Origin of the sequence: Pseudomonas sp. BNK-44-b (genome assembly GCF_047456245.1) — a bacterium.
In the GTDB taxonomy this organism is placed as follows: Bacteria; Pseudomonadota; Gammaproteobacteria; order Pseudomonadales; family Pseudomonadaceae; genus Aquipseudomonas; species Aquipseudomonas machongensis.
Genome location: NZ_CP179908.1, coordinates 4789388 through 4802086, shown reverse-complemented (window position 1 = coordinate 4802086; position 12699 = coordinate 4789388). Strand labels below are relative to the sequence as shown.

The window sequence follows — 12699 nt, the reverse complement described above, 5'->3', positions numbered from 1 at the left end:
CCCTTTGCGCCTAGTGTGCCAGCCAGCAGCGCGGCTGGCTATCGGCGCACGATCAGGTAGAGCCCGGCAGCCAGCATCAGCCACGCCGGCCAGGCGGCCGGGGCGCTGAGGCTCGCTGCACCGGCGGCCAGGGTCGCGCCGCCACCGAGCAGGCCGGCACCGAGCAGGCGCAGCGCCCAGTTGTCGCCCGCCCGGCGGCGCTCTGGCAGTTGCGGGTCGTGCAGGTGCGGTTGCGACAAGCGTTCGAGCAGGTCGCGGGTCATGTCGGCCAGGTGCGGCAACTGCTCGGCTTGGCTATAGAGGTTGCCGAACACCGCCTTGGGGCTCATGCGCTCGCGCATCCAGCGTTCCAGATAGGGCTTGGCGGTGCTCCACAGGTCCAGGTCAGGGTACAGCTGGCGCCCCAGGCCTTCGATGTTGAGCAGGGTTTTCTGCAGCAGCACCAACTGCGGCTGAACTTCCATATTGAAACGACGGGCCGTCTGGAACAGGCGCATCAGCACCTGGCCGAAGGAAATATCCTTTAACGGTTTTTCGAAGATCGGCTCGCATACGGTGCGGATCGCCGCTTCGAATTCGTTGACCTTGGTGTGTGCCGGCACCCAGCCCGAATCGATGTGCAACTGCGCCACGCGACGGTAGTCGCGCTTGAAGAAAGCGATCAGGTTGCGTGCCAGGTAGTCCTGGTCTTCGGCGGTCAGGCTGCCGACGATGCCGCAGTCGATGGCGATGTACTGCGGGCTCCACGGCTTGACCGTGCTGACGAAGATGTTGCCCGGGTGCATGTCGGCGTGGAAGAAGCTGTCACGGAACACTTGGGTGAAGAACACCTCGACACCGCGTTCGGCCAGAAGCTTCATGTCGGTGCGCTGGTCGGCCAAGGTCGCCATGTCGGTGACCGGCACGCCGTAGATGCGCTCCATCACCAGCACTTTCGGGCGGCACAGGTCCCAGTACACCTGCGGCACGTACATCAGATCCGAGCCTTCGAAGTTGCGCCGCAGCTGGCTGGCGTTGGCCGCTTCGCGCAGCAGGTCGAGCTCGTCGTAGATAGTCTTTTCGTAGTCGCTGACCACTTCCACCGGGTGCAGGCGGCGCGCATCGGCGGAGGCCCGTTCGGCCACCTTGGCGATCAGGAACAACCACGCCAGGTCCTGGGCGATAACAGGCTTGAGCCCCGGGCGAACCACCTTGACGACCACCTCTTCGCCGCTCTTGAGACGTGCCGCATGTACCTGGGCGACCGAGGCCGAGGCCAGCGGCTCGACGTCGAAGCGGCTGAACACCTCGCCGACTTTCGCACCGAGCTGCGCTTCGATCAGCGCCACGGCTTTCTGAGGGTCGAATGGCGGCACGCGGTCCTGCAGCAGCATCAGCTCGTCGGCGACGTCGGTTGGCAGCAGGTCGCGGCGGGTGGAGAGCAGTTGGCCGAACTTGATGAAGATCGGCCCCAGGTCCTGCAGGGCCAGGCGCAGGCGCGCGCCGCGGCTGAGCTCGCTGGGCTTGCGCGGTAGCCAGCGCCAGGGCAGCAGCAGGCGGATGCTCAGCAGCCACCAGGGCAGGGGGAGGTCGAACAGCAGGTCATCGAGGCGGTAGCGGATCACGACGCGCTGGATGCGCAACAGACGGCGGACGGCGAGCAGCTTCATGCGTTATCGCTGGAATCAAGAGTGTGGGAAAGGCGACGGATGCGCGCCTCGAGACGTTCGATATCGACCTTCAGCGCATCGAGCTCGCTGAATGCCGCTTCGGCTTCGCGCTGCCCGACCAGGGTACGCGATTCCTCGGCCAGGTACTCGGACAGATTCTGGCTGAACCGCGACAGGCCCTGCCGGGTCCAGCGTGCGCGCAGGCGCAAGTGGCCGGCGATCAGCGCGGTGGGGACCGGCCCCAGCCAGCGCGACAGCTCGTACTCCCAGTCGAGCTCCAGGTCCTGGAGCACGCCGACCAGGTCGAGCAACACCGCGCTGTCGCCATGCAGTTCGACCTGCGGGCTGTGCAGCACGGCGTTCTTGTCCGTGGCGAAGGCCAACTGGGCCAGGCTGCCGGCCGGCGCACGCAGGGTGCAGTCGACCTCGCCCTCCCAATGCGCAGCGAGCATCAGGCCTTCGTCATCGGGCAGGATGAACAACTGCAGGGCGGGCTGGCGGCAGTCGATGGCGATCACCTTGCCTTCCAGTGCACCCAGGCGCGGCAGCGCCGTGCTGTCCATGCGCAGCACACGGTTGAGCCCGTGCTCGACGCTGGCGAGCAGCCCGGCCAGGAGCATCAGGGTTTGATTCCCCGGTGCACGGCGACGATGCCGCTGGTCATGTTGTGGTAGGTGACGCGGTCGAAACCGGCATCGACCATCATGCTTTTCAGCGTTTCCTGGTCAGGGTGCATGCGGATCGATTCGGCCAGGTAGCGATAGCTTTCCGAGTCGTTGGTGATCAGCTTGCCGGCCAGGGGCATGAAGGCGAAGGAGTAGGCGTCGTAGGCGCGCGACATCAGTTTGTTGGTGGGCTTGGAGAACTCCAGCACCAGCAGGCGGCCACCGGGCTTGAGCACACGCAGCATCGAGCGGATGGCTTCATCCTTGTGCGTCACGTTGCGCAGGCCGAAAGCGATGGTCACGCAGTCGAAGTGGTTGTCGGGGAAGGGCAGCTTTTCAGCATCGGCCTGGACGAACTCGATATTGCCGGCCACGCCGCGGTCGAGCAGGCGATCGCGGCCAACCTTGAGCATCGATTCGTTGATGTCGGCCAGTACCACCTGGCCGGTCGGGCCGACCAGTCGCGAGAACTTGGCAGCCAGGTCACCGGTGCCGCCGGCGATGTCGAGCACGCGGTTGCCGGGGCGCACACCGGACAGCTCGATGGTGAAGCGCTTCCACAGGCGGTGCATGCCGCCGGAGAGCACATCGTTCATCAGGTCGTACTTGGCGGCCACGGAGTGGAAAACCTCGGCGACCTTCTTCGCCTTCTGGCTCTCGGGGACGTCCTGGTAGCCAAAGTGGGTGGTGGGTTCGGCGTGGTCGCCTTTGCGCTGGTCGTTCATATCGCTTCACCGAAAAAAATTACCGCCATTCTAGGGCGAACGGGCGGATTTGTCTTGGCGGGGTGTGCCGTCTCGCGGGCGCGGGCATAATGCCGATTATGTCTTCATTGCCTGGATACCCCGCATGACTCAGATCAGCGTCGAACGCAAACATTCCCTCGGTCGCGAAGCTGCCCGGGCCAAGGCTGAAAGCCTGGTCGACAAGCTGTCGCGCGAGTACGACCTCAAGGCCACCTGGAACGGCGACCGCGTCGATGTCGCGCGCAGCGGCGCCAACGGCAGCGTGCACATCGGCGAGGACAGCATCCGTGTCGAGCTGAAACTGGGCATGATGCTGTCGATGATGAGCGGGACCATCAAGGGCGAGATCGAGCGCGCGCTGGACAAGGCGCTGGCCTGAGAACCGGGGCTGCATGGCGGCCCTGACCCCTCACCTTAGGGTGAGAATTCTAATTTCCCACCCTATCTTCATGCTCAAGCCCGCATTTCAAGGGCAGTTCCTCCATCCACATCGAACGTGAGGTGCAGAGCATGGCCAAGTTGACCCTGAAAAAGAAAGAAGACGCCCAGGACAGCACCCTGAGCGAAGTGCGCGGCTACGCGCGCAAGATCTGGCTGGCAGGCATCGGCGCATACGCCCGGGTCGGCCAGGAAGGCTCGGAGTACTTCAAGGAGCTGGTCAAGGCCGGTGAAGGCGTCGAGAAACGCGGCAAGAAAACCCTCGACAAGAAGCTCGACGCGGCCAACGGCCAGCTCGATGAAGCGGCCGAGGAAGTGAGCCGGGTACGTGGCAAGGTCGAGGTCCAGCTCGACAAAATCGAAAAGGCTTTCGACGCACGGGTGGCCCGCGCCTTGAATCGCATCGGCATTCCGTCTAAACATGACGTTGAGGCGTTGTCCATCAAACTCGAACAGCTGACCGAGTTGCTCGAGCGTGTCGCGCGCAAACCATAAGGAGAGCAGGATGGCTGGCAAGAAGAACACCGAAAAAGAAGGCAGCTCCTGGATCGGCGGGATCGAGAAGTACTCCCGCAAGATCTGGCTGGCAGGTCTGGGGATCTACTCCAAGGTCGACCAGGATGGCCCCAAGCTTTTCGATTCGCTGGTGAAGGATGGCGAGAAGGCTGAAAAGCAGGCGAAGAAGGATGCCGATGCGGCCAAGTCGGCGACTACCTCGCGAGTCTCCGATGTGAAGGATCGCGCGCTGGGCAAGTGGAGCGAGCTGGAAGAGGCCTTCGACAAGCGTCTGAACAGTGCAATCTCGCGTCTGGGCGTCCCCAGCCGTAACGAGATCAAGGCGCTGCACCAGCAGGTCGACAGCCTGACCAAGCAGATCGAGAAGTTGACAGGCGCCTCGGTGGCACCGGTGTCCAAGGCCTCGGCATCGAAGTCCGCAGCGAGCAAGACCGCTGCCAAGCCATTGGCCAAGGCTGCGGCGAAACCCGCTGCCAAGCCAACTGCCAAGACTGCTGCGGCAAAACCCGCTGCCAAGACCGCCGCGGCTAAACCTGCGGCCAAGCCCGCTGCCAAAGCTGCAGCTGCCAAGCCGGCCGCCAAGCCTGCGGCGAAACCAGCAGCCAAGCCGGTAGCCGCCAAGCCAGCGGCAGCGAAGAAACCTGCCGTGAAGAAAGCCCCGGCCAAGCCGACTGCAGCCAAGCCGGCTGCCGCGAAGCCCGCCGCTCCGGCCGCAACCACGGCACCGGCAGCAAGCGCAGCAGCAACTGGCAATACGCCGTCGGCACCGGTGAGCCCAGCTAGCCAAAGCTGATATCGCCGCGCGCGTTTCGCGGGCAAGTCGCAGCGGTGAACCGCCGCTGCGACTTGCCCGCGAATGCGTCAGTGGCAACACCGCAAGTTCAGCCCTACACGTCCAGATATTTCCCCGCCAACTGCTCCGCCGCCCTGCGCGCCGGTTCCTGCAGATGCGGTGCCACCAGCATCATCACCTGGTACACCACGATCCCCACATCGCCCTCGGGCCCCAGTACCCGCTGGTAATCCAGCGAGAACAGCAGTGTCAGCGTGATCTGCTCAACCAGTTGCCCCAGCGCCTGGGTCTCGCTCACCACCAATCCCTGGCTCTTGAGGCTGGCCAGCAGCGCCGCCAGGGTGCGCTTGATCGCATTGATCAGCCCACGCATGCCGCGTGCCAGCTTGGGCAGGCGGCCGGTGAGATTGGACAGGTCCTGGAACAGGAAGCTGTACTGCGCCATGCGCTCGACGATCAGGTGCAGGAACAGCCAGTAGTCCTCGGCATCCAGGCGCACCTCCAGCGGTGGATCGAGCAGCGGCATCAACTCGTCTTCGAACCGCTCGAACAGGCCCAGAACCAGCGGCTCCTTGCCGTGGAAGTGGTAGTAGAGATTGCCCGGGCTGATGCCCAGCTCGTTGGCGATCTCCAGGGTCGAGACGTTCGGCTCGCCCTGGCGGTTGAACAGCTCAAGGGCGCAGGCCAGGATGCGGTCGCGGGTCTTCATGGGCTCAGCGTGCCATCACGTAGGTGCCAGGCGCCGGCCCGAGCGGTGGGTAGGAGGGGCTGCCCAGTTCGGTCTTCGGCGGTCTGAGGCTGCCTGAGCGGCGTGAGATCCACTCCAGCCACTGCGGCCACCAGGTGCCGTCGCTACGGGTGGCATCGTGGAACCAGGCGCGAGGGTCGCTGGAGAGCCGAGGGTTTTCCAGGTAATAGGCCTTGGGGTTGCCGGGAGGGTTGATGATGCTCTGGATGTGCCCGCTGTGCGACAGCACGAAGCGTCGCTCGCCGCCCAGCAGCAGGGCCGAGCGATACACCGCGTCCCAGGGGGTGATGTGATCGTTGCTGCCAGCCACGGTAAAGCTGTCGACCGTGACCTGCCCGAGGTCGATCGGTGTGCCGCACACCTCCAGGCCACCCGGCTGCACCAGTGGGTTGAGCTTGAAGAAGTCCAGCAGCTCGCCGTGCAGGGCAGCAGGCAGGCGAGTGTTGTCGGCGTTCCAGTAGAGAATGTCGAAGGCGGGTGGCGTCTTGCCGAGCAGGTAGTTGTTGACCCAGTAGTTCCAGATCAGGTCGTTGGGGCGCATCCAGGCGAAGATCCGCGCCACCTCGCCGCCATCGAGCACGCCGCGCTGGTAGGAGCGTCGCTTGGAGGCCTCGAGGGTCTGTTCGTCGGCGAACAGGCTGGCAGGGCTGTCGAACTGGCTGTCGAGCAGGCTCACCAGGTAGGTGGCGCTGCGCACCTTGCGCAAGCGCCCCTTGACCTGCAGATGCCCCTGCAGCGCGGCCATGGTCAGCCCGCCGGCACAGGCGCCCATGAGGTTGGGGTCGCGGTTGCCGCTGATGCTGCGACAGGCGTCCAGCGCTTCCTCCAGTGCCTGTACGTAGCTCGAAAGGCCCCATTCGCGGTGGCACGGGTCGGGGTTGCGCCAACTGACCATGAATACCTGCAGGCCGTTCTTGAGCATGTATTGCACGAAGCTGTTGGTCGGCCCCAGGTCGAATACATAGAACTTGTTGATCTGCGGCGGCACCACCAGCAGCGGGCGGGTGTACTGTTTTTCGCTCATCGGCTTGTACTGGATCAGCTCCAGCAGCTCGTTGCGAAATACCACCGCGCCGGGGGTGGCGGCCAGATTGCTGCCGACTTCGAAGGCGCGATCGTCGACCTGGCGCGGCAGGCCGTCGTTGTGGCGCAGGTCGTCGAGCAAGTGGGCGAGGCCGCGCACTACGCTCTGGCCACCGGTGTTGAGCATTTCCTTGACCGCCAGGGGGTTGAGCAGCGAGTTGCTTGGTGAAACGGCGTCGGTGAGCAGGTTGAACAGAAAGTGCGCGCGGGCTCTGTCGTCATCGTCCAGCGAGCTTTCCTCGATCCACTGGCGGGTCTGCTTCTGCCAGGCCAGGTAGGCCTGCAGGCCGCGCCGGTAGAAGGGGTTCTGGCTCCACGTCGGATCGGTGAAGCGCGCGTCCCGAGGGTGCGGCTGGTGGGGTGTGTCGCCGAGCAGCACGCGGCCCAGCTGACCGCCGAGGCTCAGCAGATGGTGGGCGGTGTGCAGCGGATTGCGCAGGCCGATGCGTCCGACCTGACGCAGGGTCGAGATCAGGTCGCGACCGCGCAGGCCGGCAATGGCGTTCTGCACGTTCATGCTGGTGGCCGGGATCGGTGTCGTCCCCTTCGCCGGTTTGTCCTTCATGGCAACAATCCCTCGTCGATCCTTGTCTGCGGTGCGGCCTTCGCGGGCAAGCCCGCTCCCACCTGCACCGGATCCGTGGGAGCGGGCTTGCCCGCGAAGGCAGCACCGCCGAGTAACTGAATGTACTGGCGCCCGCTTACCTGCGCGCCACCGGCCGCGGATGCATGACCGCTCGCTGACGCTCTTCCTGGAGGAATTTCATGATGATCGGGGCGACGGCCTCGGCGCGGGTGATCAGGAACAGGTGGCCATCATCGATTATGTGTAGCTGGGCATTGGGAATTCGCCAGGCCAGCAGGCGCATGTTGATCAGCGGAATCAGCGGGTCATCGTCACCGGCCAGCACCAGGGTCGGCTGGTGGATCTTGTGCAGCCAGTGGATGCTCGTCCAGCCAAGCCCCGCGAACAGTTGCCAGTAGTAGCCGGTCTTGCCCCCGGAGCGCACCTTGGAGGCGTGGTGCAACGCCAGGTCCGGGTCGCGGCGGAAGGCGCCGCCATAAATCATCGGCGCAATGCGGATCACGTGCGACGGTTGCACATAGCGCCGCGGGCTGGCCATCATCCACAACACCTTGGGCTTGCCGGGCACCATGAAGGCCCCCGCAGCGGTGGCGGCGAGCACCAGTTTCTTGCAGCGCTCGGGATAGTCGTGGGCAAACTGCTGGGCCAGCGCCCCGCCCCAGGACACGCCGATGACATTGACCTGGCCGTAGTCCAGGTAGTCGAGCATGCGCGCGGTGAGCTTGGCCAGGCCCGGGAAACGATAGGGGTGGCGGGGCGTGGACGAGCCGCCGACACCGGGTACGTCGAAGGCGATGACCTCAAGGTCCGGGTCCAGCGCCTCGATGAATGGGAATACCAGCTCGAGGTTGGCGCCAATGCCGTTGAAGATCAGCAGCGGCGTCAGGTGTGGCTTGCCGGGGCGGACGGCGGTGCGGATGGACTGGTTGTCCAGCTCGACGGTCCTGAATACGTAGGGTTGCGACATGCGCCTGACTCTGTGATGGATGAAGCGCCGCGGCCCGCCGGGTGGTCGCGGCGGTGCGACTCAACGCTCGTGCACGTAGGTCCCCGGGGCCGCTTCGCCCGCGCTGTAGGCGCGATTGCCCAGGCGCGTCGGTGCTTTCTTCAGCTCACCGGCGCGTTCACCCAGCCAGGCCTGCCAGTGCAGCCACCAGGAGTCGGCGTGCTTGATCGCGTTCTCCTGCCAGGCCAACGGGTCGTCCGGGCGGTCTTCACCGGTCAGGAAGCGCGCCTTGGGGTTGCCTGGCGGGTTGAGGATGCTCTGGATATGGCCGCTGTTGGAGAGCACGAACTCGATCTTGCCGCCGAACAGGTGCGCCGAGCGGTAGCACGACTGCCAGGGGGTGATGTGGTCGGCGGTGCCGGCGACGCTGTAGATATCGCACTGCACTTTCTTCAGGTCGATGGCGGTGCCGGAGACTTCCAGCGCGTCGGCGCGGGTCAGCGGGTTGGTCTTGAACATCTCGATCAGGTCGCCGTGGAAGGCGGCCGGCAGGCGTGTGGTGTCGTTGTTCCAGAACAGGATGTCGAAGATCGGCGGCTCGTTGCCGAGCAGGTAGTTGTTGACCCAGTAGTTCCAGATCAGGTCGTTGGGGCGCATCCAGGCGAACACCTTGGCCATGTCGCTGCCTTCGAGCACGCCGGCCTGGTAGGAGTGGCGCTTGGCGGCTTCGAGGGTCTGTTCGTCGACGAACAGTGCCACTTGGGTATCGACCGTGGTGTCGAGCACGCTCACCAGCAAGGTCAGCGAATTGACCTTGGTTTCGCCCAGCGCGGCGTAGTGGCCCAGCAGCGCGGTGCAGGTGATGCCGCCGGAGCAGGCACCGAGCATGTTCAGGTCCTTGCTGCCGGTTATGGCCAGCACCGCGTCCACTGCTTCCTTCAGGGCGTCGATGTAGGTCGACAGACCCCACTCACGCTGGGCCTTGGTCGGGTTGCGCCAACTGATGATGAAGGTCTGCTGGTTGGAGCGCAGGCAGAAGCGCGCCAGGCTCTTTTCCGGGCTGAGGTCGAAAACGTAGAACTTGTTGATCTGTGGCGGCACCACCAGCAGCGGGCGGCTGTGCACCTGCTCGGTGATCGGCCGATACTGGATCAGTTCCAGCACGTCGTTGCGAAACACCACCGCACCTTCGCTGGTGCCGAGGTTCTTGCCAACCTCGAAGGCTTCCATGTTCACCTGGCTGGGCATGCCGCCATTGTTGACCATGTCCTTGGCGAGGTTGGACAGGCCATCGAGCAGGCTCTTGCCGCCCGTCTCGAAGAAGCGCTTGACCGCCTGCGGGTTGGCCAGCGTATTGGTCGGCGCCATGGCCTCGGTCATCAGGTTGATGACGAACTGGCCGCGGCTGACATCCTGGGGCGACAGGTCACTCTCGGCGATCCAGTCGTTGAGCTCCTTGCGCCAGGCCAGGTAGGTCTGCAGGTAACGGCGATAGAGCGGATTCTGGCTCCAGGCCGGATCGCTGAAGCGACGGTCATCGCTCTCGGGATGCAGGTTGGACTTGCCCAGCAGCACGTTTTTCAGTTCCAGGCCGAAATGGGCCACATGCTTGGCGCTGTGCAACGGCTGACGCACCGCCTGGCGCAGTACGGTGCGCGCGGAGCTCAGCAGGTCCTTGCGACGAATGCCGATGACCGGATTCAGGCCGAGGGTGTTTTCCGAGGCCTGTTTCTGCAACTCATCGTTGTTCTTGTTACTCATCTACGACGCTCCGTTGTCCTGAGACGAGTACCGGCTGGCTGTGGCGGGTACACAGACGACCGCCCGGTACTGCTGCTCGGGTGACCAGTGATAACGAACAGATGCAGGAACTTGCCAGCCCCATTGGTTACCCGACTTTCATGCAATGCGCAAGACAGCCAGTCATTGGCTGTCTGTAAGTCATTCAAACAGAACGCATTAGAAAATGCGCTCTAACGCCTGGGAAGCTTGACCTAGAGCATTAGCTTGACCACTGACTCGACCGGGTCGCGGGATTTGCCGGCTTTGTGCAGTTCGTCGAGGTACTCGGCCCACAGCTGTTCCTGGCGCAGGCACAGTTGCTCGAGGTATTCCCAGGTGAACAGGCCGCTGTCGTGGCCGTCGTCGAACGTCAGTTTCAAGGCATATTGGCCGGCAGGTTCCAGGCCGCTGAGGCCGACGTTGATCTTGCCGAATTGCAGGATGGGGTTGCCGTGGCCCTGGACCTCGGCGGAGGGGGAGTGCACGCGCAGGAACTCGGCGGGCAGGTGATAGACCTCGCCGGGGGCGTAGGTGAGAGTGAGGGTCTTCGAGGCTTTGTGCAGGTTGATGGCGGTGGGGAGACGGGCCATGGGGGGAAATCTCTCGGGAGCTGATGGAACAAGCTTCCAGCTTCTGATGGAGGGATTCAAGGGCCCATTCGCGGGCAAGCCCGCTCCCCAGGGGCACCACATACTTCAGCATTGTGGTGACCCCTGGAGAGCGGGCTCGCCCGCGGTGGTGGTATTACAGGATGTAACGCGACAGGTCTTCGTTCTGCGCCAGCTCACCGAGGTGGCTGTTCACATAGGCGGCGTCGATGTTGATCGGCGTCTCGTCATGGGCGCTGGCCAGGTCGCCGGCACTGAACGACACCTCTTCGAGCAGGCGCTCGAGCAGGGTATGCAGGCGGCGGGCACCGATGTTCTCGGTCTTTTCGTTGACCTGGAAGGCGATCTCGGCCAGGCGCTTGATGCCTTCGTCGGCGAAGGCGATGTTCAGGCCTTCGGTCTTGAGCAGCTCGCGGTACTGTTCGGTGAGCGAGGCGTGCGGCTCCTTGAGGATGCGCTCGAAGTCCTGTGGCGTCAGGGCCTTGAGCTCGACGCGGATCGGCAGGCGGCCCTGCAGCTCCGGTACCAGGTCGCTCGGCTTGCTCAGGTGGAACGCACCGGAGGCGATGAACAGGATGTGGTCGGTCTTGACCATGCCCAGCTTGGTGTTGACCGTGCAGCCTTCGATCAGCGGCAACAGGTCGCGCTGCACGCCTTCACGGGACACATCGGCGCCGCCGACGTTGCCGCGCTTGGCCACCTTGTCGATCTCGTCGATGAACACGATGCCGTGCTGCTCGACGGCTTCCAGGGCCTTGGCCTTGAGCTCTTCCTCGTTGACCAGGCGGCTCGCCTCCTCGTCACGGACCATCTTCAGCGCTTCCTTGACCTTCAGCTTGCGTGCCTTGCGCTTGCCTTTGCCCATGTTGGCGAACAGGCTCTGCAGCTGGTTGGTCATCTCTTCCATGCCGGGCGGCGCGGCGATTTCGACGCCCACCGCATCGGCGACTTCGATCTCGATTTCCTTGTCGTCCAACTGGCCTTCACGCAGGCGTTTGCGGAACAGCTGGCGCGTGTTGGAGTCGCTGCTGGACTGCTGGGCTTCCTCGTTGAAGCTGCTGACCCGCGCCTGCGGCAGCAGGGCGTCGAGGATGCGGTCTTCGGCGGCGTCTTCGGCGCGGTGGCGCACACGGACGATTTCCTGCTCGCGCAGCATCTTCAGCGCAGCATCGGCGAGGTCGCGGATGATCGACTCGACATCACGGCCAACGTAGCCGACTTCGGTGAACTTGGTCGCTTCGACCTTGATGAACGGAGCATTGGCGAGCTTGGCCAGGCGTCGGGCGATTTCGGTCTTGCCGACGCCGGTAGGGCCGATCATCAGGATGTTCTTGGGGGTGACTTCAGCACGCAGCTCGGCAGGCAACTGCATGCGCCGCCAGCGGTTGCGCAGGGCGATGGCGACGGCACGCTTGGCGTCGTCCTGGCCGATGATGTGGCGGTTGAGTTCGTGGACGATCTCGCGGGGGGTCATGGACATGGTGAATTGGGTCCTGGGGCGTGGTGAGTCAGCGTGGGAAAAAGTCCCGCAGTGAGCGGGACACCAGATCAGCTGATCACTCGGCCAGGTCCTGCTCCTCGATGGTCAGGTTGTGGTTGGTGAACACACAGATGTCACCGGCGATATTCAGTGCGGTCTCGGCGATTTCGCGGGCCGAGAGGTCGGTCTTGTTCAGCAGGGCGCGGGCTGCGGCCTGGGCGTAGGCACCACCGGAACCCATGGCGATCAGGCCGTCTTCGGGTTCGACCACGTCACCGTTGCCGGTGATGATCAGCGAGGCGTCCTTGTTGGCCACGGCGAGCATGGCTTCCAGGCGGCTCAACGAGCGGTCCGTGCGCCACTCCTTGGCCAGTTCGACGGCGGCACGCACCAAGTGCCCGGAGTGCTTCTGCAGTTGCGATTCGAAGCGCTCGAACAGGGTGAAGGCGTCGGCGGTGGCGCCGGCAAAGCCTGCAATGACCTCGCCGTTGTAAAGGCGACGGACCTTCTTGGCGTTGCCTTTCATGACGGTGTTGCCGAGGGATACCTGGCCGTCGCCGCCCATGACGACTTTGCCGTTACGGCGGACAGAAACGATGGTGGTCAAGAGAGAGTCTCCACGCAGCGGGGCGAAAATGCCTGTTGCAGACTCATATGGG

At 64.2% G+C, this 12699-nt stretch carries 13 protein-coding genes; 3 read left to right on the top strand and 10 right to left on the bottom strand.

The annotated features are described in order from the left end of the window. Positions 1-38: 38 nt before the first annotated feature. Genes ubiB through ubiE form a run of 3 tightly spaced genes read right to left on the bottom strand, consistent with a single transcriptional unit; the run spans position 39 to position 3039 of the window. On the bottom strand, positions 39-1649 hold the full coding sequence (gene ubiB, locus ACMGGG_RS21840; RefSeq protein WP_054894790.1) for a ubiquinone biosynthesis regulatory protein kinase UbiB: 1611 nt from the start codon (positions 1647-1649) through the stop codon (positions 39-41). Further along, the gene (locus ACMGGG_RS21835) at positions 1646-2269 is read right to left on the bottom strand and encodes an SCP2 domain-containing protein (protein ID WP_054894789.1); all 624 of its coding nucleotides are present in this window, start codon (positions 2267-2269) and stop codon (positions 1646-1648) included. The genes ubiB and ACMGGG_RS21835 overlap by 4 nt, the downstream gene beginning before the upstream one ends. After that, positions 2269-3039, bottom strand: a complete 771-nt coding sequence (gene ubiE / locus ACMGGG_RS21830; protein WP_054894788.1) for a bifunctional demethylmenaquinone methyltransferase/2-methoxy-6-polyprenyl-1,4-benzoquinol methylase UbiE — start codon at positions 3037-3039, stop codon at positions 2269-2271. Before ubiE ends, ACMGGG_RS21835 begins: the two co-directional genes overlap by 1 nt. A 124-nt stretch (positions 3040-3163) precedes the next feature. On the opposite strand from ubiE, the gene ACMGGG_RS21825 reads away from it, so the two are divergent. The 3 genes from ACMGGG_RS21825 (at position 3164) to ACMGGG_RS21815 (ending at position 4807) form a co-directional block, all read left to right on the top strand. Next, complete coding sequence (locus ACMGGG_RS21825; protein ID WP_063546572.1) at positions 3164-3439, top strand: polyhydroxyalkanoic acid system family protein; 276 nt, start codon at positions 3164-3166, stop codon at positions 3437-3439. Positions 3440-3570: 131 nt separating this feature from the next. Continuing rightward, entirely contained in the window at positions 3571-3993 is a 423-nt protein-coding gene (locus ACMGGG_RS21820; RefSeq protein WP_063546570.1) for a phasin family protein, read from the top strand. A gap of 10 nt (positions 3994-4003) precedes the next feature. Then, positions 4004-4807, top strand: a complete 804-nt coding sequence (locus ACMGGG_RS21815) for a phasin family protein (protein ID WP_054894784.1) — start codon at positions 4004-4006, stop codon at positions 4805-4807. 94 nt (positions 4808-4901) lie between these two features. On the opposite strand, the gene ACMGGG_RS21810 is transcribed toward ACMGGG_RS21815, so the two are convergent. The 7 genes from ACMGGG_RS21810 to hslV all read right to left on the bottom strand — a co-directional run bounded on the left by ACMGGG_RS21810 (position 4902) and on the right by hslV (position 12647). Continuing rightward, positions 4902-5516 (bottom strand): TetR/AcrR family transcriptional regulator, encoded by a 615-nt coding sequence (locus ACMGGG_RS21810; protein WP_414154414.1) that lies wholly within the window; start codon positions 5514-5516, stop codon positions 4902-4904. 4 nt (positions 5517-5520) lie between these two features. Next, positions 5521-7203: a class II poly(R)-hydroxyalkanoic acid synthase gene (phaC, locus tag ACMGGG_RS21805; protein ID WP_125931240.1), complete on the bottom strand. Its 1683-nt coding sequence runs from the start codon at positions 7201-7203 to the stop codon at positions 5521-5523. A 136-nt stretch (positions 7204-7339) separates the two neighbouring features. After that, on the bottom strand, positions 7340-8191 hold the full coding sequence (gene phaZ / locus ACMGGG_RS21800) for a poly(3-hydroxyalkanoate) depolymerase (protein ID WP_063546564.1): 852 nt from the start codon (positions 8189-8191) through the stop codon (positions 7340-7342). Positions 8192-8251: 60 nt separating this feature from the next. Further along, positions 8252-9931: a class II poly(R)-hydroxyalkanoic acid synthase gene (gene phaC, locus ACMGGG_RS21795; protein WP_063546562.1), complete on the bottom strand. Its 1680-nt coding sequence runs from the start codon at positions 9929-9931 to the stop codon at positions 8252-8254. Positions 9932-10164: 233 nt separating this feature from the next. Further along, positions 10165-10542: a gamma-butyrobetaine hydroxylase-like domain-containing protein gene (locus ACMGGG_RS21790; RefSeq protein WP_063546560.1), complete on the bottom strand. Its 378-nt coding sequence runs from the start codon at positions 10540-10542 to the stop codon at positions 10165-10167. 154 nt (positions 10543-10696) lie between these two features. Beyond that, on the bottom strand, positions 10697-12040 hold the full coding sequence (gene hslU / locus ACMGGG_RS21785; protein ID WP_054894846.1) for an ATP-dependent protease ATPase subunit HslU: 1344 nt from the start codon (positions 12038-12040) through the stop codon (positions 10697-10699). Positions 12041-12116: 76 nt separating this feature from the next. After that, positions 12117-12647: an ATP-dependent protease subunit HslV gene (gene hslV, locus ACMGGG_RS21780; protein WP_054894845.1), complete on the bottom strand. Its 531-nt coding sequence runs from the start codon at positions 12645-12647 to the stop codon at positions 12117-12119. Positions 12648-12699 lie beyond the last annotated feature (52 nt).

Coding starts and splice junctions, on each gene's coding strand:
- ubiB (WP_054894790.1), bottom strand. CDS start 1,649: ATGAAGCTGCTCGCCGTCCGCCGTCTGTTGCGCATCCAGCGCGTCGTG.
- ACMGGG_RS21835 (WP_054894789.1), bottom strand. CDS start 2,269: ATGCTCCTGGCCGGGCTGCTCGCCAGCGTCGAGCACGGGCTCAACCGT.
- ubiE (WP_054894788.1), bottom strand. CDS start 3,039: ATGAACGACCAGCGCAAAGGCGACCACGCCGAACCCACCACCCACTTT.
- ACMGGG_RS21825 (WP_063546572.1), top strand. CDS start 3,164: ATGACTCAGATCAGCGTCGAACGCAAACATTCCCTCGGTCGCGAAGCT.
- ACMGGG_RS21820 (WP_063546570.1), top strand. CDS start 3,571: ATGGCCAAGTTGACCCTGAAAAAGAAAGAAGACGCCCAGGACAGCACC.
- ACMGGG_RS21815 (WP_054894784.1), top strand. CDS start 4,004: ATGGCTGGCAAGAAGAACACCGAAAAAGAAGGCAGCTCCTGGATCGGC.
- ACMGGG_RS21810 (WP_414154414.1), bottom strand. CDS start 5,516: ATGAAGACCCGCGACCGCATCCTGGCCTGCGCCCTTGAGCTGTTCAAC.
- phaC (WP_125931240.1), bottom strand. CDS start 7,203: ATGAAGGACAAACCGGCGAAGGGGACGACACCGATCCCGGCCACCAGC.
- phaZ (WP_063546564.1), bottom strand. CDS start 8,191: ATGTCGCAACCCTACGTATTCAGGACCGTCGAGCTGGACAACCAGTCC.
- phaC (WP_063546562.1), bottom strand. CDS start 9,931: ATGAGTAACAAGAACAACGATGAGTTGCAGAAACAGGCCTCGGAAAAC.
- ACMGGG_RS21790 (WP_063546560.1), bottom strand. CDS start 10,542: ATGGCCCGTCTCCCCACCGCCATCAACCTGCACAAAGCCTCGAAGACC.
- hslU (WP_054894846.1), bottom strand. CDS start 12,040: ATGTCCATGACCCCCCGCGAGATCGTCCACGAACTCAACCGCCACATC.